The following is an 18,216-nucleotide window of genomic DNA, read 5'->3' as shown; positions in this document are numbered from 1 at the left end:
ATGGACCGGAGATCCCCCTTGCGCTTCCTCCGCCGCCTCGAAGGCCCGCAGACCCTCGGCCGCGGCCCCGGTTTCTGGGGCATCGCCGCCCTCGCGGTGGCGCTCGCCGCCGCCTATCCGCTGCTGACCGACGCCTACACGGTCGGCAACACCATCTACTTCTTCGACTGGGTGTTCATGGCGCTCGGCCTGTGCCTCATCTGGGGCTACGGCGGCGCCCTGAGCTTCGGCCAGACCGCCTTCTTCGGCCTTTCGGGCTACGCCTACGGCGTCGTGACGCTGGATTTCGGGGCCGACCACGGCCTCACCCTGGTGGCGACGCTGCTGGCGGTCGCGGCTTCCGCGCTCTTCGCCGCGGTGTTGGGGTATTTCCTGTTCTTCGGCCGCATCGGCGGCGTCTTCCTCGGCATCGTGACCCTGGCGGTGACGCTGGTCTTCGAGCGCTTCATGGCCCAGACGGCCGGGCCGGAATGGCACGTGGGGGCGGCGCGGCTCAACGGCTTCAACGGCATGAGCGGGATGCCGCCCCTGACGGTCCCCTGGCCCGGCGACGACCTCGTGCTGAGCCCGGACGTGCCCCTCTACTACGTGACCCTGGCCCTCCTGGTCGTGACCTACCTCGGCCTGCGCCTGCTGGTGAACTCGTCCTTCGGCAACGTCATCGTGGCGATCCGCGAGAACCCGCACCGCGCCACCATGCTGGGCTACGACGTGCGCAAGTACCAGCTCGCCACCTTCGTCATCGGCAGCGCCCTGGCCGGGCTCAGCGGCGTCCTCTACACGAGCTGGGGCCAGTACATCACGCCCTCCAGCATGGGGCTGACGGCCGCGGCCCTGCCGATCATCTGGGTCGCCGTCGGGGGACGCGGCGACCTCACCACGACGCTCGTCGGCACGCTGCTGCTGCTCGGCGCCTTCCAGTTCCTCACCATCTACGGCAGCCAATATGCCCTGGTGGCGATGGGCCTCCTGCTGGTCGTCACCGTGCTGCTGACCCCGGACGGGCTGGTGACGGCGCTGTTCCGCCTGCCGCGCAGGCTCGGCCGGCGCCGCCCCCGCGCCGCCGACGCGGTCGACCCCGGCCGGGAGGCGGCGTGATGGCCCTGCTCGAGACCCGCGGACTCAACAAGCGCTTCGGAGGCCTCCAGGTCACGTCGGACGTCGACCTGGCGCTCGAGGCCGGGGAGCTCCACTGCCTCATCGGGCCCAACGGCGCCGGCAAGAGCACGCTGTTCCGCCTGATCCTCGGCGAATTCCCGCCCACCAGCGGCGCCGTCTTCTACGATGGGCAGGACGTCACCCGGCTGCAGCCGCACGAGCGCATCCGCCGCGGCATCAGCGTCAAGTTCCAGGTGCCCGGCATCTTCGCGTCGCTCAGCGTCGCCCAGAACCTCGAGATCGCGCTCCAGCACCACCTCGCCGGGCACGGCCTGCGCGGGGAGGTCCGCCGCCTCCTCGGGTTCCTGAACCTCGCCGGCGCCGCGGCCGAGCCCGCCGGCAACCTCAGCCACGGCCAGAAGCAGTGGCTGGAGATCGGCATGGCGGTGAGCCTCAAGCCGAAGCTGCTGCTGCTCGACGAGCCGACGGCGGGCATGTCGCCCGAGGAGACCCGCGCGACGGGCGAGATGGTGCGGGCGCTGAACCGCGACGGCGTGACGGTGCTGGCGGTCGAGCACGACATGGCCTTCGTGCGCCAGGTGGCGACGCGGGTGACGGTGCTGCATTTCGGGCGCATCTTCGCCCAGGGGTCGATCGACGCCATCGTGGCCGACGAGCGCGTGGCCGAGATCTACCTCGGCCGCGGACACGGCGAACGGGGTGCCCCGCAGCCGGCGGGTGGGGAGGCGAAGCGTGGCTGAGGATCCCCTGCTGACGATCGCGGGCCTGCGGGCCGGCTACGGTGGCAAGCCCGTGCTGCAGGGGATCGACCTCGCCATCCCGCGGGGCGAGATCACGGCGGTGATCGGCCGCAACGGCGTCGGCAAGTCGACCCTGATCAAGGCGATCATCGGCCTGCTGCCGCCGAGCGCGGGGTCGATCCGTTTCGGGGGGCGCGAGATCGGAGCCCTCACGGCCCATGCCCGCGCGCGGCTCGGCCTCGGCTACGTGCCCCAGGGCCGCGACGTGTTCCCGCGCATGAGCGTCGAGGAGAACCTGAAGGTCGGGATGAGCATCCGGGGCGCTCCGAACCCCGACTACGACGCCATCTACGGCTATTTCCCCATCCTGCGGGAGCGCCGCCGCCAGGCGGCCGGGACGCTGTCGGGCGGCCAGCAGCAGCAACTGGCCATCGGCCGGGTGCTGGTGGGCGGCCCCAGCCTGGTGCTGCTCGACGAGCCGAGCGAGGGCATCCAGCCCTCGATCGTGCAGGACATCGCCCGGATCGGCGTCGACCTCAACCGCCGCACCGGCCTCACCATCGTGCTGGTGGAGCAGAACATCGACATGATCCGGGCCATGGCCCAACGCTGCTTCGTCATGGACAAGGGCCGCGTCACGGCCGAACTCACACCCGCCATGCTCGACGACCGCGACATCGTGCGGCGCCACCTCGCGGTCTGAGCCGGGCTTTCACGGAGGAGACGACGATGTCCTGGATCGATCAATCCATCATGGCGCGCCGCGGCGTCGCCGGCGGCAAGGCCGGCGCCGAGCACAGCCTCACCGAGGCCGCGCAGGGCAAGTACCACTACGTCTACGGCCCCTTCGCCGAGCCGGTCCTGCGCGTCGCGCCCGGCGACGTGATCTCGTGCGAAACCCACGACGCCTTCGAGGGCAAGATCCGCCACGAGACCGACGTGCCGAGCGAGATCCTCAACTTCCCCTTCCTCAACCCCCAGAACGGGCCGATCTACGTCGAGGGGGCCGAGAAGGGCGATTGCCTCGCCGTCCACATCAGGTCGATCCGGCCGCGCGGTCCCCAGCCCGTCGGCACGACCTGCCTCATCCCGGAATTCGGCGGCCTCGTCGGCACCGGCGCCACGGCGCTGCTCAACGCGCCGCTGGCCGAGCGCGTGAAGAAGGTCGAGGTGACGGCCGAGGGCGGGGTGAAGTGGAGCGACCGGCTCACGCTGCCCTACGAGCCCTTCATCGGCACCATCGGCACCTCGCCCGAGATCGAGGCGATCTCGTCCCTGGTCCCCGACTATTACGGCGGCAACATGGACCTGCCGGACGTCGCGCCGGGCTCGATCATCTACCTGCCCGTCAACGCGCCCGGGGCGCTGCTCTACCTCGGCGACTGCCACGCCATCCAGGGCGACGGCGAACTCTGCGGCGTGGCGCTCGAACACCCCAGCGTCACGACCGTGCAGGTCGACCTCATCAAGGGCTGGACGCTGCACTGGCCCCGGCTGGAAACCGCCGACGTTTTGATGACCATCGGCTCGGCCCGGCCCATGGAGGATGCCGCCCGCATCGCCTATCGCGAACTCATCCGCTGGATGGCGGCCGACTTCGGCTTCACCGAAGCCGACGCCTACCTGCTGCTGACCATGTGCGGCAAGGTTCGCCTCGGCAACATGGTGGACCCGAAATACACGCTCGGCGCCTCGATCGCCAAGCGCATCCTCGACGCATCGCGCTGAACCTCGCCCGTCTCGCCCCCGAAGGACGCAGAACCATGATGGCATCGGACCCGACCCACGACGCCGACCTCGGCTTCGACCTCGTCGAACTGACCGTCGAGACGGTGCAGGCCGCCTTCGCGGCCGGGACCGTGACGGCCGAGGCGCTGACCCGGGCGCTGCTCGACCGGATCGCCGCCCTGAACCCCGCCCTCAACGCCATCGTGTTCCTGAACCCGGACGCCCTCGCCGATGCCCGCGCCAGCGACGCGCGCCGGGCCGCGGGGGCGAGCCGCGGCCCGCTCGACGGCGTGCCGGTGGTGATCAAGGACCCGATGGACATGGTGGGCTTCCCCACGACGGCGGGCTGGCGGCTGCTGCACGGTGCCAGCGGTGGCGTCGACCTGATGCCGGCGACGGACAGCCCCGTCGTGGCGCGCATGAGGGCGGCCGGCACCGTCATGCTGGGCAAGACCAACGTGCCGGTGCTGAGCCACACCGGCAGCCATGCCAACGACAGCTGGGCGGGCCCGACCTACAATGCGGCGGGCCGCGACTTCCTGCCCGGCGGCAGCAGCGCCGGCACCGCCACCGCGGTGGCGGCGAGCCTGGCCGTGCTGGGCCTCGCCGAGGAGACCGGCGGCTCGATCCAGAACCCGGCCTCGGCGCAGGGTCTCGTCGGCATCAAGCCGACCTTCGCGCTCGTCCCCAATGCCGGCGTGATGCCGCTCTCGTCCAATCGCGACGTCGTGGGGCCCATCGCGCGCTGCGTGCGCGACGCGGCGCTCTGCCTCGACGTCTTGGCCGGCTACACGGCGGAGGATCCCAAGACCGTGGCGGGCGTCGGCCATCGGCCGAAGGGCGGCTACGCGTCCAAGCTCGACCCCGCCGCGCTCGCGGGCAAGCGGATCGGCCTCTACGGTCCCGGCTGGCGCGACCTGCCGCTGTCGGACGAGACCGCGGCGCTCTACGGCCGCGCCAAGGGCGAACTCGCCGCCTGCGGGGCCGTGCTGGTCGACGACCCCTTCCTGGGCTCGGGCTTCGCCGCCTTGCGGACCCCGACGCTGCCGGGCCACGAATTCGATGCGCGCGGCCTGGAGTCGGTGCCCTACGACCTCGAATGCTACCTGAAGCGCCTCGGGCCGGATGCGGCGCTGAGAAGCTTCGCCGACTTCGCCGCCGCCACGGCGGCCGAGGATGCCTTCGCGCCGGGCGGCGTGCTCGCCTTCATGCCCACCCTGCCCCAGTTCGCCGCCTGCCTGGCCGACCCCACCCGGCCGCCGGACCTGTCGGAGTTCATCGCGGCGCGGGAAGCCTACCTGCGGATCTTCGAGGAGGTCGTCGCGCGGGAGAAGCTCGACGCCCTCGTGTTCCCGCAGATGCGGAGCGCCCTCGGGGCGCTGCACGGCTCCGACACCATCCACGAGACCACTGTCAGCGAGATCAACATCGCCGGCCTGCCGGGCGTGACGGTGCCGGCCGGCGCCTACGCGTCGGGCGCGCCCTTCTGCCTGATCGTCGTCGGCCCGCGCTGGAGCGAGGCCGACCTGCTCGCCTACGCCTACGCCTACGAGCAAGCGACCCGCCATCGGCGCCCGCCGGCCTTCACGGCGGGCTGAGCGAGCGCCAGGGGCGCGGGCCGGCCTCGCGGGCGGGACCGCGCGAGCGTCGGGCGGCGGGCGGGTGTCGCCGACGAGCAGGACGGCGACGTCGACCTCGCCGGCAGCGCCCATGCGGAGCTGTCCCGGCTCACCCCCACGCGCGCGCTGCCGGGCGGCAGTTCCGTGGTGGAGGGCCGGCTCGCCGAGCAGCTCAGGGGTTCGCGCACGCCGATGCGCGAAGCGATCCTCCGGCTCGCCGCCGAGGGCCTGCTCGTCATACAAGGCTCCGGCACCGCCGAAGCTCCGACCATCGACCTGAAAGCGAGAAACCCCATGACGCTCGACCTCGCCATCCGCGGCGGCACCGTGGTGACCGCCGCCGACACGATGCGGTGCGACGTCGGCATCCGCGACGGCCGCATCGTGGCGCTCGGCGAGGACGTCGGGCCCGCGGCGCGCAGCATCGACGCCGCCGGGCTGCTGGTGCTGCCCGGCGGCATCGACAGCCACGTCCACCTCGACCAGTTCCAGGGCGAGGGCATCGTCATGGCGGACGGGTTCCGGTCCGGCACCGTCAGCGCGGCGGCGGGCGGCAACACCACTGTGATCCCCTTCGCCCTGCAGCGGCGCGGCGAAAGCCTGCGCGCCGCCGTCGAGGCCTATCACGCCAAGGCGCAAGGGGAAGCGCTCGTGGACTATGCCTTCCATCTCATCATCACCGATCCCACCCCGGGCGTGCTCGGCCAGGAGCTGCCGGCGCTCGTCAAGGACGGCTACTCGTCCTTCAAGGTCTTCATGACCTACGACGACATGGTGCTGAGCGACCGCGAGCTGCTCGACGTCTTCGCCGTCGCCAAGGCCGAGAACGCGCTCGTGATGGTGCATGCCGAGGGCTTCGATTCCATCCGGTTCATGGCCGACGGGCTCGAAGCCGAGGGCAAGACGGCCCCGGCCTTCCACGCGGCCGCCCGCCCCGAGACGGTGGAGCGCGAGGCCACGCACCGCGCCATCGCCCTGGCCGAGCTCGTCGGCATCCCCATCATGGTGGTGCACGTGTCGGGCCGCGACGCCATCGAGCAGATCGAATGGGCGCGGCGGCGCGGCCTGACGGTGCATGCCGAGACCTGCCCGCAATATCTCGTCCTCACCGCGGGCGACCTCGACCGGCCCGGCACCGAAGGGGCGAAGTTCGTGTGCTCGCCGCCGCCGCGCGACGCCGCCTCCCAGGCGGCCGTGTGGCGGGCGCTGGCCGGGGGCGCCTTCCAGACCTTCTCGTCGGACCATTGCCCCTTCCGCTACGACGATCCGGCCGGCAAAACCGGCCCGGCGGCGCGAGCCTCGTTCCGGGCGGTGCCGAACGGCATCCCGGGCGTGGCGGCGCGGCTGCCGATCCTGTTCTCGGAAGGGGTCGTCAAGGGCCGCATCACCCTGCAGGACTTCGTGGCCCTGACGGCCACCAACCACGCCCGCATGTACGGCCTCTACCCCCGCAAGGGCTCGATCGCGATCGGCGCCGACGCCGACATCGCGCTGTGGGACCCGGAGCGGCGCGTGACGCTGACGCAGGACCTCATGCACCACGGCAGCGACTACACCCCCTACGAAGGGCTTGAGGTCACGGGCTGGCCCGTCACCACCCTGGTGCGGGGCCGCGTGGTGTTCGACGGCGGCCGGGCGACCGCCGAGGCCGGCCACGGCATCTTCCTGCCGCGCGGCGCCTCGGGCGGATTGTGAACGGCCTGCGCCTCAGCCGATGAAACGCGCGATCGAGAAGCCGGACACGTCCCGGTCGGTCGCGCCGCGGTCGACGAGGTCCGCGGTGATCCGCCCCACGATGGGTCCCAGCGTGTAGCCGTTCGACGTCACGGCATGGAACAGGCCGGGCACGCGCGGGTCCTCCCCCAGGATCGGCGCGCCATCGATGTCGATGTTCATCGCCGCCCAGGAGCGCACGACGTGCAGGCGGTCGAGGCAGGGCACGACGCGCTGGGCCACCCACAGGTTGCCGGCGAGGCTCGCCAGCAGCGGACGGGGGTGGCGGTGGACCGGATCCAGCCCCGCCGTCCATCCGCCGCCGATGATGAAGGCGCCGTTGCCCGCCTGCTTCAGCGTCAGGTGCCGGTCGGCGTGGGCCACGAGGTGTCGGATGGTCGGCGCCGCCGGCTCGGTCACCACCATCTGCAGCGGCGCGCCGTGGACCGGCACGTCGACCCCCAGCATGCGGCCGACCACGGCCGCGAAGGCGCCCGCGGCATCGACGACCTTGCCGGCCCGCACGGGTCCGCGCGCCGTCTCGATGCGGAAGCCGCTCCCCTCCCGCGCGATCGCCGTCACGGCCGCACGGCGCAGCACGCGAGCCCCGGCAGCGGCGGCGGCTTCTAGGATCGCCTGCGTGGCGACGAGCGGGTTGATCTTGCCCTCGGCGGCGCAGAAGGCGGCCCCGAGGAAGCGCTCGGACAGGGCCGGTTCGCGCCGCCGCAGCGCCGCAGCGTCGATCAGTTCCGTCTCGACGCCCTGCGCCCGCTCGACGGCGGCCTTCGCGGCCAGGAAGGCGAGGTCGCGCTCGGTCTCCGCCACCATGAGGCCCCCCGTCATCGCCATCTCGAAGTCGGCCCCGAATTCGTCCTGGAGCGCCGCCCAGAGCGCGATCGCGTCGCGCTGCAGCGGCAGGGTGCGCGCCGCCGGGCCTGCGACACCCGCGGCTCGGGCGCCGTGGTCGAAGCTGAGCAGCTGAGCGTGGAGGCTTCCGGCATTGCCGCCCGACGCGAGGGCGTTCGGCTCGGACCGCTCGATCACCAGAACGTCGCGGCCGGCGCGGGCCAGGAACAGGGCGGTCGAGAGGCCCGCGATGCCGGCGCCGATCACCGCGACCTCGGTGTTCCGCGGCGCCTCTGCGGCGCCGTCCCCGCCGTGCCAGGCCGGCAGCAGGCTTCGCCGGTGCCCGCTCCATTCGGGCTGTTCCGCCGCGAGCGCCATCAGGGGCACGGGCCGCAGCGGCGCCTGCGGGGCGAAGCCGGCCCGCTCGTCGCCGGTGGAACCGCCGAGCAGCCCGGCGAGCGCTTCCGCGCAGTAGCGCCCCTGGCATCGACCCATCCCGGCGCGGGTCAGGCGCTTCAGCGTGGGCAGGTCGGCGACGGCGTGGCGGGCGATCGCGTCGCGGATCTGGCCCAGCGTCACGGCTTCGCAGCGGCAGACGGCCGTGGATGCATCGGCCCGCACGAGGTCGGGCGCGGGCGCGGCGAAGACCCGCCACAGGGCGGCTTGGAACGTCTCGTGCCGGGCGAGGCTCCGCCGCAGCGCGTCGTCGCGTCCCGGCACCTCATGGCCGAGGTCGCGCGCCGCGGCCCGGCCCGCCAGCTGTCCTTCGGCCTCGGCCACGCGGGCGCCCCCGAAGCGCCCCGCCTCGCCGGCGACGAACACGTCCGGCAGGGAGCTGCGGCCGTCGGGGTCGCGGAGGGTGCGGAGGTCGCCGCGTCCATCCGGCACCCGGCGACATCCGAGGAGGCGCGGAAGCTCGTCGGCCGGCGAGAACCCCTCGCCCATGGCGACGATGTCGGCCACGATCTCGACCGTCTGGGAGACTTCGGCGGTTCCATCGTCGTGCCGTGCGATCCGAACCCGTTCCGCCCGGTCGGCGCCGGCGATGCCGACGACGCGGCATCCCCAATGCACCGGCACGCCGGCGGCGCGCAGCCGCGCCACGGTGGCGGCTCCCACGATGGCGAGCTTGGGATCCGCCCGCAGCAGGGCGAGGCTCGCGGCCTGTGCGGGGGCCGGCGCGGCCTCGACGACGCCCACGACGCGCGCGCCGCGCCGGACCGCCTCCGCGGCGACCTGCAGGTTGAGGGGTCCGTTGCCGGCGACGAGGATGCGCCCCCGCGGCACTGCGCCGTCGGCGCGCAACATCGTCTGCAGGGCCCCCGCCGTCATCACGCCGGGCAGCGTCCAGCCGGAAAGCACCGGCGCCCGCTCGAAGGCGCCGGTCGCCACCACGAGGGCTCGCGGCACCAGGGCCAGCCCGGTCCCGTCGCGGAGCGCCGCGATCCTCAAGCGGCCGTCGCGGCCGCGCTCCGCGCCCCACACCGCCGTGCCGTCGAGGACCTCGACGCCGGCCGCGAGGGTGCGGGCGATCAGGGCCGCGCCCGCCCGGGCCTGGGCGTCCATGCGCCCGCGCTCGTCTTCGGTCGCGGGCTGCTTGTAGTACTGCCCGCCTGGCGAGACCCTCTCGTCGACCAGGATCACGCTCGCTCCGGCCCCGCGCGCCGCCAGCGCGGCGGCCAGCCCGGCCGGCCCGGCGCCGACCACGAGCACGTCGCAGGCGCGTTCCGACGGGGCGATGGTCGGCATGGCGAGGGCGCGCAGGGCCGGATCGCGGGGATCCGGCCGGAGCGGCTGGCGGGTCACGGCGAGACCGTCCCGCACCTTGGTCATGCAGGCCCGCCGGCCCGCGCGGCCATCCACCACGACGAGGCAGTCGTGGCACACGCCCATGCCGCAGAAGGCCCCCCTCGGCGAGCCGTCCTTGCCGGTGCCGAGCGTGAGCTCCCCGGCCGCCGCCAGTGCGGCGGCGAGGCTCTGGCCCGGCACGGCCGCGATGCGACGCCCCTCGAACGAGAAGGCGAGGCCGTGCGACCCGTCAGGCACCGCCGCCGAACCTCAGCCCGAACCCGTTCACCAAGGCCGCCATCGCGGCATCGACCTCGGCCGGCAGCGGCATGCGCGGCGGGCGCGGCAGGCCGACGTCGAGCCCCATGTGGCCGAGGAGCGCCTTCGAGGCCGCGACGTAGCGTTGACCGCCGACCGCCTCGATGACGGGGAGCCAGCGGAGGTAGAGCGCGTGTGCGTCCTTCACGCGGCCCTCGTCGGCCACGAGCGAGAACAGCGTCGCGAGGGGACCCGGCGCGACATTGGACGCCACCGCCACCCAGCCTTGCGCGCCCTCCACGAAGCTTTCGAAGCCGAGGATTCCGCCGAACACCGTCATGCGGTCGCCGCACAGGCGGATGATGTCGCGCACGCGCGTCACCTCCAGGGTGGATTCCTTGATGTAGCGGCAGGTCTCGCATTCGGCGATGCGCGCGACGAGCTCGGGCCTGAGGTCGACGTTGGCGGTGGCGGGGTTGTTGTAGACCATCACCGGGATCCCGACGGCCTCTCCGATCGTGCGGTAGTGGCGCACGATCTCGTCGTCGGTCGGCGTCGAGTAGAACGGCGGGATCACCATGACGCCGTCGGCGCCGAGCGCTTCGGCCTGGCGGCTCAGGCGCACCGCTTCGCGCGTGTCCTCGGCCCCGGTGCCGATCAGCACCGGCACCCGGGCGGCAGCCGTGCGGACCACCGTCTCGGCCACGGCGACGCGCTCGTCCTCGGACAGCGACAGGAACTCCCCGGTCGAGCCGAGCGGGATCAGGCCGTGGATGCCCTGCGCGATCTGCCAGTCGGTGAAGGCCGCGAGGGTCGGGAGGTCGAGGCCGGTGGCGGCGTCCCCGGGCGTGATCATCACCGTGTAGGTGCCGCGGAAGGTCTTCGTCATGGGGGTCTCTTCGGAGGATCAGGCGTCGGCGCGCATCGCCAGGGCGGCATCGGCCCGTCCGAACCGGCGTTCGATGCGGCCCTGCACGAGGCTCCAGGCGGTGGTCAGGGCGAGGTAGTAGAGGGACGCGACGGCGAAGAGCTCCAGCACCTCGAAGCGCTCCTGGACGAGTTCCTGGGTGCGGCGCAGCAGTTCCTCCATCGAGATGACGGAGGTGATGGAGGTCGTCTTCAGCAACCCGTTCACCGAATTGCCGAGCGGCGGCAGGATGACGCGCAGGGCCTGCGGCATCACGATCAGCCGCATGATCTGCCATTCGCGCAGGCCGAGCGCCCGGCCGGCGCCGGTCTGCCCCTCGGGGATGGCGGCGAGGCCCGAGCGGATGATCTCGGCGAGGTAGGCGGCCTCGTTCAGGGACAGGCCGATCAGGGCCGAGGTCACCACCGAGAACTTCAGCCCGAGCTGCGGCAGGCCCGTGTAGATCACGATGAGCTGCACGAGCAGCGGCGTGCCGCGGAAGAACCAGATGTAGAGCGCGGCCGGCATCGACAGCCAGCGTCGCCGCGACCGGCGGAGCAGGGCCAGGGCGAAGCCGAGCGCGAGGCCCAGCGCCATCCCGGCCGCCGTCAGCCACAGCGTCGCCCAGGCGCCGGCGAGCAGGTAGGGGCTCGCCAGGTATTCGAGGAAGCCCGATCCGTCCCAGGCCGTCACGGCGCGGTCCTCCGGGCCGTCGTCAGCCCGTCGGCCCCGCCACGGCGAGCGTGTCGACCGGCACCACGCCGTAGCGGGCGAAGAGCTTGCCGTAGGTGCCGTCGGCCTGCATCGCCTTCAGCGCCGCCAACACGGCCTCGGCCAGGGGCCGGCTCTTGAAGGCCAGCGCCACGGGGGTCGGATAGAGGCCCGAGATGGCGCGCTTGAAGTCGCCCCGGTCGGCGTAGGCCTTGGCGACGCTGTCGATCGACGTCACGGCGTCGACCTGGCCGGCGCGCAGCGCCTGATAGGCGAGCGCGAAACTGTCGAAGGTGCGGATCGTCAGGCCCTTGCCGCCCTTGGCCTTGAGGTCGGCGTCGAGCGCCTTGGTCTTGCTCTCCTCGAAGCCACCGATCTCGACGCCGACCGTCTTGCCGTCGAGGTCCTGGGGCGCCCGGATGGCATCGGAGGCGCCGGGCGGCACCGAGATCGAGATGGCCTGGCTCTCGTAGGGGATCATCTGCATGATCTTGGCGCGTTCGGGCGTGAAGAAGATGCCGGTATCGATGACGTCCCAGCGACCGGATTGCAGTCCCGGCACCATGGCGGCGAAGTCGATCTTGACGAACTCCGGCGCGAGGCAGAGGCGCTTCGCCAGGTCGCGGCCGAGTTCGATCCGCATGCCGACGAGGTCGCCGGATTTGTCGACGTACTGGAGCGGCGGCAGGGTCGGGTTGGTGGACATGACGAGGGTGCCGGCCTTGATCAGGTCGGCGTCCTTCACCCCGGGCGCACAGTCGGCGGCGCGGGCCGGCATCGCCAGCGGGAGCGCGGCGACGAGCAACGTCGCCATGGAAATCCGGGTCCGCATCGTCCACCTCGCCATCGTGCCACGTTTGGTATACCGTCAGCATACATTGCCCGTCTCGGGACGCAAGCCTGGCAGCGTCGGCCGGGCGCGGGTAGACCGCCCTGATCGGAGGGACGATAGGCGAGGAGCGCGCATGACAGACGGCGTGACCGGCAGGACGCCGGGGCCGATGAACCTCGGAAGCCTGGCCTATACGGCGCTGTCCGACATGATCCGCCACAAGCGGCTCCGGGCCGGGGACGCGATCGTGGAGGCGCGCCTCGCCGAAACGCTGGGCGTGTCCCGCACACCGCTGCGCGAAGCCCTCCAGCGCCTCGAGGCCGAAGCCATGGTGGTGCGGGCGGGACGATCCTTCGTGGTGCGTCGCGTGGACCTCGGCGAATATCTGAGGAGCCTGAAGGTGCGGCTCGTGCTCGAGCCCGAGGCGGCGGCGCTGGCGGTGGGGCGCGTGCCTGGCGTGCAGCTCGCGGCGGTGCGCGGCGAGATCCTGCAGCTGCTCGACGCGACGACCTACCATACGGACGCGCACTGGCGCTCCGACGACAACCTCCACACCATGTTCATCGACCATTGCGGCAACGAGGTCATGGCGAAGATCCTCAAAGGCCTGCGCGCCACGACGCGGCTTTTCGAGATCGACAGGCTCAAGGAACGGCTGAAGCCGGACTCACGCGAGCATCTCGCCATCGCCGACGCCATCCTGGCGGGGGACGAGGCCGGCGCGCGGCGAAGCGTGGCCATCCACATGCAGAGCCTCATCGACTTCGCGATCGACACCGTTCGCTGAGGCCGCGGGTCGCCTGCGCGCCCCCATCTCGGCTCCGTGACGGAAGGGTCCTGCAGCACGGTCTTCCGAGACGTCGTCGCCTGCATGGCGGCATGGCGGGCGGGCTCGCCCGTCAGGACGGTCGCCGACGTCTGACCCCACCGCCGCGCCGGCTCACCCGCGGCCGCCCACGCGGGCTTCGCAGCGGAACGACGCACCGCCGCCCAGGACGCGACGCGCCGGCCCCGGCGTAGGGCAGCACCGTCGTGCCGCTCGGAAACCCCACAAGCGGCGATCCGTCAGAACACCAGCCCGCGCTTGAGCATCCCGTGCACGCCCTTCTCGCCGTTCACCGCCTGCGTGACGCGGAAGTCCACGGCCAGCGAGCAGAGCTGGTAGGCCTCCTCGCGGCTGAGCCGGCTGCGGGCGCAGATGAAGGCGATCATCTCGCGCAGGGCCTTGCGCATCGCCTCGTCGAGGTCGGCGTCGAAGCCGAGCGAGATGAAATGCGTGGGCGTCTCGGCGCGGGGGTAGAGCAGCGGCGCGGCGCCGTCGGCGCGGCGGTGCAGCACGAACGTGAAGGTGCCGGTGAGGCACATCTCCAGGCCGTTGATGCACACCTCGCCGTCGCCCTGCACGCCGTGGCCGTCGCCCGTCGAGAACAGCCCGCCCGGCGCCCACACGGGCAGGAACAGGCTGGTGCCGGCGACGAGTTCCTTGCAGTCGATGTTGCCGCCATGCTCGCGCGGCTCGACGGTCGATATCCGCCCGTAGCGGGGCGGCGGCGCCACGCCCATCACGCCGAAGAAGGGGGCGAGCGGCAGCTCCAGCCCATGCGGCAGCGTGCAGGTGTTGCGGAGCCGGTCCACCGCGATGTGGCTGAGGAACGGGCGCTCGAAGTCGTGCGGCAGCGTCCCGGCGAGCGGGCGGAAGCCGCAGAAGCCCCAGTCGGCGCCGGGCACGATGGCGTCGACCCGGACCTCGAGCGTGTCGCCCGGCGCGGCGCCCGAGACCGCCACCGGCCCCGTCACGATGTGGCCGGGCGCGCGGGCGATGTCGGCCGCGTCGATCGCCAGCATGGCGGGGGTGGGGGCGAAGGGCGAGCCCTGGGGCGGGAACACCCGCCGCGCCCCGTTGACGGTCTCGATCTCGACGGTGTCGCCGGAGGCGACCGTCAGCACGGGCGGGATCTCGGCGTCGAAGATCCCGACCCGCACGGTGTCGGGGGCGGCGGCGAGGCGGTGGAAGGCCATGGGGGTTCGCGCTCAGTCGGAGAAGGACGCGCCCTGGAGCCGCACGAGCCCGTCGGCGAGGGAGCGGTAGCCGACCACGCGCTTCGACAGGCCGGCGATGTTGCGGGTCGTCCAAAGGTAGACGATGGGCTCCTCGACGCCGACGATCTTCCACACGGCGCCGTAAAGGTCGCGCCTCTTGGCGACATCGTCGGTGGCGCGGGCCTCGTCGAGCAGGCGGTCGACATCTGGGTTGTGGAAGGCCGCGTAGTTCATCGGGCCGCCGCCGTGCAGGAAGGCCCAGGTGTCGCTGTCGGGGTCGAGCAGGCCCGACCAGCCGATCTGGAAGACCTGGTAGTCGCCGCTGTGCAGCGCCGCGAGGCCCGAGCCGATCTCCATGGCCACGACCTTGACGTCGAAGCCCGCCTCGGCCGCCATGGATTGGATGACCTCGCCGACCTGTCGGTTCAGGGGGCTGTTGATGATGCCGAGCGACACCGGCACCCGGCCCGTCAGCCCGGCCTCGGCGAGCAGCTTCTTCGCCGCCGCGACGTCTCGCGCCGGCGGTTTCAGCCCCGGCAGGTTGAAGGGGCTGACGGGCGATATGGCCTGGGCGGTGGGCTGGTAGAGGCCGTTGAACACGACGCCGATCAGCGCGTCGCGGTCGATCGACAGCTCGAAGGCGCGCCGCACCCGGGCATCCCGCCCGATGGGCGAGTCGGCGCCCTTCCCGTTGCCGACGTTGAAGGTCAGGCCCTGGTAGCCCAGGGAGTCGGACTTCACGATCTTCAGCTTCGGCGAGGCTTCCACGGCCGGCACGTCGGTGGGGGCGATCTGCTCGACGAAGTCGGTGGCGCCGGCCTGCAGGTTGGTCAGCCGCACCGTGCTGTCCGGCATGATCTGGTAGACGACCTTGTCGAAGTGGATGTCCTTCGCGTCCCAGTAGCGGTCGAAACGCTCGAGCGTGATGTGGTCCTGGGCGACGCGCTCGACGAAGCGGAACGGCCCGGCGCATACCGGGTGGAGCGCGAAGCCCGCCCCTTCCTCGCGCACGGCCTTGGGCGACACCATCATGCCGGCGCGGTCGGTGAGTTGCGCCACGAAGGGCGCCGAGGCCTGTTTCAGCGCGACCCGCACGGTCAGGGGGTCCACCACGTCGACGTGATCCACCATGGCGACCTCGCTCCGGCGGAAGCTGCCGGGCTGGTTCAGGTCGCGGTCGAGGCTGAATTTCACCGCGGCGGCGTCCATCGGCTCGCCGTCCTGGAACAGCACGCCGGGGCGCAGGTGGATCACCACGGTCTTGGGATCCGGCGTCTCGGAGGACAGGGCCAGCATCGGCACGATGTTCAGGTGCTCGTCGATGTCGAAGAGCTTGTCGCACATGCCCGTGTAGACGACCGTCCCCATGAAGGTCTGCGACAGGGCGGGATCCAGCGTGTCGACGTCGCCGCGCAAGGCCACGCGCAGGGTCTGCGCCTGCAGGGGCAGCACCGTGGCGCCAAACGCGCCACAGGCTGCCAGGATCGCCGCCATCGTCCGCCGCATCGTGCTCCCCCGCTCCATCATGCGCCGCCTTGCATGCACCGGCCATGCCATCGGTCCGCATCGGGCCGGGATGGCATGCATGTTGCGAACCGGCATCCTCGACGCCGGCAGCCGGGCCGGGACGATCCCCGGGTCCCGCGACCCGGCAACCGACGCAGCCACGGAGCCGCGACATCTCCCATCATCCCACGATCCGAGACGGCGAGCGCCCGTGATGCGCGACCGCTTCCTGTCGCGCCTCCTCCAGGTGGTGCCGACCCTGCTCCTGGTGAGCCTCATGGTGTTCGGCCTGCAGCGCCTGCTGCCGGGCGACCCCGCCGTGGTGCTGGCCGGGGACCAGCCCGACCCGGCCGTGATCGCCGACATCCGCCACCGCCTGCTGCTCGACCAGCCGGTGGTGTTCCAATACCTGCACTGGCTCGGTGGCCTCCTGCGGGGCGACCTCGGCTTCAGCTGGCGCATCGGGGAGCCCGTCTCGGCGCTGATCGCGCAGAAGCTGCCGGTGACGCTCCAGCTCGCCACCATGGGGTTCGCGGTCGGCATCGGCATCGGCGTCCCGGCCGGCGTCGTGTCGGCGATGAAGCGCGACACGGTGTGGGACTGGGCCGCCAACGTGATCGGCCTCGCCGGCATTTCGGTGCCGAATTTCTGGATCGGCATCCTGCTCATCCTGCTGGTCTGCGTCGACCTCGGCTGGCTCCCCCCGTCCGGCTACGTGCCGCTCACCCAGGACTGGCGCCTGTCGCTCGCCACCACGGTGCTGCCGGCCTTCGTGCTCGGCACCAACATCGCCGCCACCATCATGCGCCACACCCGCAGCGCCATGCTGACGGCGCTGGACCAGGACTATGTCCGCACCGCCCGGGCCAAGGGGCTGGGCGAGCGCACCGTCGTGCTGCGGCACGCGCTGCGCAACGCCCTCATCCCCGTGGTGACGCTGGGGGCGCTGGAATTCGGCACGCTGCTGTCGGGCGCCGTGCTGATCGAGCAGGTGTTCTCCATCCCCGGCTTCGGCAAGCTCGTGGTGGATTCGGTGTTCAACCGCGACTACGCGGTCGTGCAGGGCGTCGTCATGGTGACGGCGGTGCTGTTCATCGGGGCGAACCTCGTCGCCGACGCGCTCTACCTCGTCATCAACCCGCGGCTGCGCGACGCATGAGCACCGAGCCTCTCCACGTCGCCCTCCCGCGCGGTCCCTCGGCCGCCGCACCGCCGGAGGAGGTCGAGACCGTCGCCGTGCCGCGCCCGGAACGGGCGACGACCCGCCGGCCCGCCCTCGCGGCGTTCCTGCGCCGGCCCGCCGCCGTGACCGGGCTCGCCGTGGTGGCGCTGTTCGCCGCCGTGGCGCTCGCGGCGCCGTGGCTCGCCCCCTACGATCCCGATGCCACGAGCTGGACGGCGATACGCAAGGCACCGAACCTCGCCCATTGGATGGGCACCGACGAGAACGGGCGCGACGTGCTGTCCCGGGTGATCTACGGCGCGCGGGCCTCCATGCTGGCCGCCGCCCTGTCGGCCGCCATCGCGGCGGCGGCGGGCGTGCCGCTCGGCATGTTGGCCGGCCTCGCCGGCGGCTGGGTCGACGCCGTCATCGGCCGGGTCGTCGACGCCATGCTGGCGGTGCCGTTCCTGATCCTCGCCATCGCGCTGGCGGCCTTCCTGGGGCCCAGCCTCACCGACGCGATGGTGGCCATCGGCGTGTCGGCGGCGCCGGCCTTCGTGCGGGTGGCGCGGGGCGCCGCCATGGACGTGGCGACCAACGGCTACATCGAGGCGGCGGTGTCGCTGGGCAATCCGCCGTGGCGGATCGCGCTCCGCCACGTTCTGCCCAACATCGCCCCGCCGCTGCTCGTGCAGGCGACGCTGGCCATGGGGATCGCGATCGTGGCGGAGGCGAGCCTGTCGTTCCTCGGCCTCGGCCAGCAGCCGCCCGAAGCCAGCTGGGGCTCCATGCTGAACGCGGCGCAGCGCTTCATGACGCTGGCACCCTGGCTGGCCGTGTTCCCCGGCTTGGCGGTGTTCCTCGCCGTGACGGCCTTCAACCTGCTCGGCGACGGCCTGCGCGACGCCTTCGACCCGCGAGCCCGATGACGCCGTCCACCGAGGCGGTCGGGTCGCGCTGGCCGGCATGGGGTCGTGGGACGCTGGGGACTCCGAGGGCCGGTGGTCGGGGACCGCCGTGGTGCTGGCGAGGCGTTCCCCCTCGGTCCGTGCGCCGCATCCCCTCCCGGGCTCCGGGCTGCTGGCCTTGCGATGCCGAACGCGTCCCGACGATCCAGGCCTGCGCGACAGCGGACCTGGCCCATGCGGGATCCCGGCGGCGAGGCTCCGCTCCGCCTGGGCTGCTGGCGACCCGCATCGATCATCCCTTCGACGGTGTCGTCCGGGACGCGCCCTCTGCCGGGGCGA

At 72.4% G+C, this 18,216-nt stretch carries 15 protein-coding genes; 9 read left to right on the top strand and 6 right to left on the bottom strand.

Going from position 1 to position 18,216, the window contains the following annotated elements; all coding sequences use genetic code 11:
• The 6 genes from D3272_RS04690 (at position 1) to hydA (ending at position 6,901) form a co-directional block, all read left to right on the top strand.
• Positions 1-1,098 (top strand): branched-chain amino acid ABC transporter permease, encoded by a 1,098-nt coding sequence (locus D3272_RS04690; RefSeq protein ID WP_129217992.1) that lies wholly within the window; start codon positions 1-3, stop codon positions 1,096-1,098.
• Positions 1,098-1,859: an ABC transporter ATP-binding protein gene (locus tag D3272_RS04685; RefSeq protein WP_129217991.1), complete on the top strand. Its 762-nt coding sequence runs from the start codon at positions 1,098-1,100 to the stop codon at positions 1,857-1,859. The genes D3272_RS04690 and D3272_RS04685 overlap by 1 nt, the downstream gene beginning before the upstream one ends.
• Entirely contained in the window at positions 1,852-2,562 is a 711-nt protein-coding gene (locus D3272_RS04680) for an ABC transporter ATP-binding protein (protein ID WP_129217990.1), read from the top strand. The genes D3272_RS04685 and D3272_RS04680 overlap by 8 nt, the downstream gene beginning before the upstream one ends.
• A gap of 26 nt (positions 2,563-2,588) precedes the next feature.
• Positions 2,589-3,587: an acetamidase/formamidase family protein gene (locus D3272_RS04675; RefSeq protein ID WP_129217989.1), complete on the top strand. Its 999-nt coding sequence runs from the start codon at positions 2,589-2,591 to the stop codon at positions 3,585-3,587.
• Between the two features lie 38 nt (positions 3,588-3,625).
• Positions 3,626-5,185, top strand: a complete 1,560-nt coding sequence (locus D3272_RS04670; protein ID WP_129218151.1) for an amidase — start codon at positions 3,626-3,628, stop codon at positions 5,183-5,185.
• A gap of 120 nt (positions 5,186-5,305) precedes the next feature.
• On the top strand, positions 5,306-6,901 hold the full coding sequence (gene hydA / locus D3272_RS04665; RefSeq protein ID WP_342634163.1) for a dihydropyrimidinase: 1,596 nt from the start codon (positions 5,306-5,308) through the stop codon (positions 6,899-6,901).
• Positions 6,902-6,913: 12 nt separating this feature from the next.
• On the opposite strand, the gene D3272_RS04660 is transcribed toward hydA, so the two are convergent.
• Genes D3272_RS04660 through D3272_RS04645 form a run of 4 tightly spaced genes read right to left on the bottom strand, consistent with a single transcriptional unit; the run spans position 6,914 to position 12,243 of the window.
• Positions 6,914-9,811 carry an FAD-dependent oxidoreductase gene (locus D3272_RS04660; protein ID WP_129217987.1) on the bottom strand — a complete coding sequence of 966 codons (2,898 nt, stop codon included), beginning with the start codon at positions 9,809-9,811 and terminating at the stop codon, positions 6,914-6,916.
• Positions 9,804-10,700: a dihydrodipicolinate synthase family protein gene (locus D3272_RS04655; protein WP_129217986.1), complete on the bottom strand. Its 897-nt coding sequence runs from the start codon at positions 10,698-10,700 to the stop codon at positions 9,804-9,806. The genes D3272_RS04660 and D3272_RS04655 overlap by 8 nt, the downstream gene beginning before the upstream one ends.
• Positions 10,701-10,718: 18 nt before the next feature.
• Positions 10,719-11,411 (bottom strand): amino acid ABC transporter permease, encoded by a 693-nt coding sequence (locus tag D3272_RS04650; protein ID WP_129217985.1) that lies wholly within the window; start codon positions 11,409-11,411, stop codon positions 10,719-10,721.
• Between the two features lie 22 nt (positions 11,412-11,433).
• Positions 11,434-12,243, bottom strand: a complete 810-nt coding sequence (locus tag D3272_RS04645) for an ABC transporter substrate-binding protein (protein ID WP_428977961.1) — start codon at positions 12,241-12,243, stop codon at positions 11,434-11,436.
• 151 nt (positions 12,244-12,394) lie between these two features.
• On the opposite strand from D3272_RS04645, the gene D3272_RS04640 reads away from it, so the two are divergent.
• Positions 12,395-13,048, top strand: coding sequence for a GntR family transcriptional regulator (locus D3272_RS04640; protein ID WP_129217983.1), 654 nt, complete (start codon positions 12,395-12,397; stop codon positions 13,046-13,048).
• Between the two features lie 278 nt (positions 13,049-13,326).
• Here D3272_RS04640 and D3272_RS04635 read toward each other — a convergent pair whose 3' ends face one another.
• On the bottom strand, positions 13,327-14,280 hold the full coding sequence (locus tag D3272_RS04635; RefSeq protein ID WP_129217982.1) for an acetamidase/formamidase family protein: 954 nt from the start codon (positions 14,278-14,280) through the stop codon (positions 13,327-13,329).
• Between the two features lie 12 nt (positions 14,281-14,292).
• Complete coding sequence (locus D3272_RS04630) at positions 14,293-15,828, bottom strand: ABC transporter substrate-binding protein (RefSeq protein WP_245496385.1); 1,536 nt, start codon at positions 15,826-15,828, stop codon at positions 14,293-14,295.
• A gap of 193 nt (positions 15,829-16,021) precedes the next feature.
• Here D3272_RS04630 and D3272_RS04625 point away from each other — a divergent pair, with 193 nt between their 5' ends.
• Positions 16,022-16,966 (top strand): ABC transporter permease, encoded by a 945-nt coding sequence (locus tag D3272_RS04625; protein WP_129217981.1) that lies wholly within the window; start codon positions 16,022-16,024, stop codon positions 16,964-16,966.
• Positions 16,963-17,898: an ABC transporter permease gene (locus D3272_RS04620; RefSeq protein WP_129217980.1), complete on the top strand. Its 936-nt coding sequence runs from the start codon at positions 16,963-16,965 to the stop codon at positions 17,896-17,898. The genes D3272_RS04625 and D3272_RS04620 overlap by 4 nt, the downstream gene beginning before the upstream one ends.
• Positions 17,899-18,216 lie beyond the last annotated feature (318 nt).

This window comes from Lichenibacterium ramalinae, from assembly GCF_004137085.1.
Classification (GTDB): Bacteria; Pseudomonadota; Alphaproteobacteria; order Rhizobiales; family Beijerinckiaceae; genus Lichenihabitans; species Lichenihabitans ramalinae.
Note: the sequence above shows the minus strand (reverse complement) of the source record. Positions and strands in the feature narration are given on the sequence as shown.

What these genes read in the sequence shown, in the direction of transcription:
- D3272_RS04690 (WP_129217992.1), top strand. Translation starts at nt 1, where the DNA reads ATGGACCGGAGATCCCCCTTGCGCTTCCTCCGCCGCCTCGAAGGCCCG.
- D3272_RS04685 (WP_129217991.1), top strand. Translation starts at nt 1,098, where the DNA reads ATGGCCCTGCTCGAGACCCGCGGACTCAACAAGCGCTTCGGAGGCCTC.
- D3272_RS04675 (WP_129217989.1), top strand. Translation starts at nt 2,589, where the DNA reads ATGTCCTGGATCGATCAATCCATCATGGCGCGCCGCGGCGTCGCCGGC.
- D3272_RS04670 (WP_129218151.1), top strand. Translation starts at nt 3,626, where the DNA reads ATGGCATCGGACCCGACCCACGACGCCGACCTCGGCTTCGACCTCGTC.
- D3272_RS04655 (WP_129217986.1), bottom strand. Translation starts at nt 10,700, where the DNA reads ATGACGAAGACCTTCCGCGGCACCTACACGGTGATGATCACGCCCGGG.
- D3272_RS04645 (WP_428977961.1), bottom strand. Translation starts at nt 12,243, where the DNA reads ATGGCGACGTTGCTCGTCGCCGCGCTCCCGCTGGCGATGCCGGCCCGC.
- D3272_RS04640 (WP_129217983.1), top strand. Translation starts at nt 12,395, where the DNA reads ATGACAGACGGCGTGACCGGCAGGACGCCGGGGCCGATGAACCTCGGA.
- D3272_RS04635 (WP_129217982.1), bottom strand. Translation starts at nt 14,280, where the DNA reads ATGGCCTTCCACCGCCTCGCCGCCGCCCCCGACACCGTGCGGGTCGGG.
- D3272_RS04630 (WP_245496385.1), bottom strand. Translation starts at nt 15,828, where the DNA reads ATGATGGAGCGGGGGAGCACGATGCGGCGGACGATGGCGGCGATCCTG.
- D3272_RS04625 (WP_129217981.1), top strand. Translation starts at nt 16,022, where the DNA reads ATGCGCGACCGCTTCCTGTCGCGCCTCCTCCAGGTGGTGCCGACCCTG.
- D3272_RS04620 (WP_129217980.1), top strand. Translation starts at nt 16,963, where the DNA reads ATGAGCACCGAGCCTCTCCACGTCGCCCTCCCGCGCGGTCCCTCGGCC.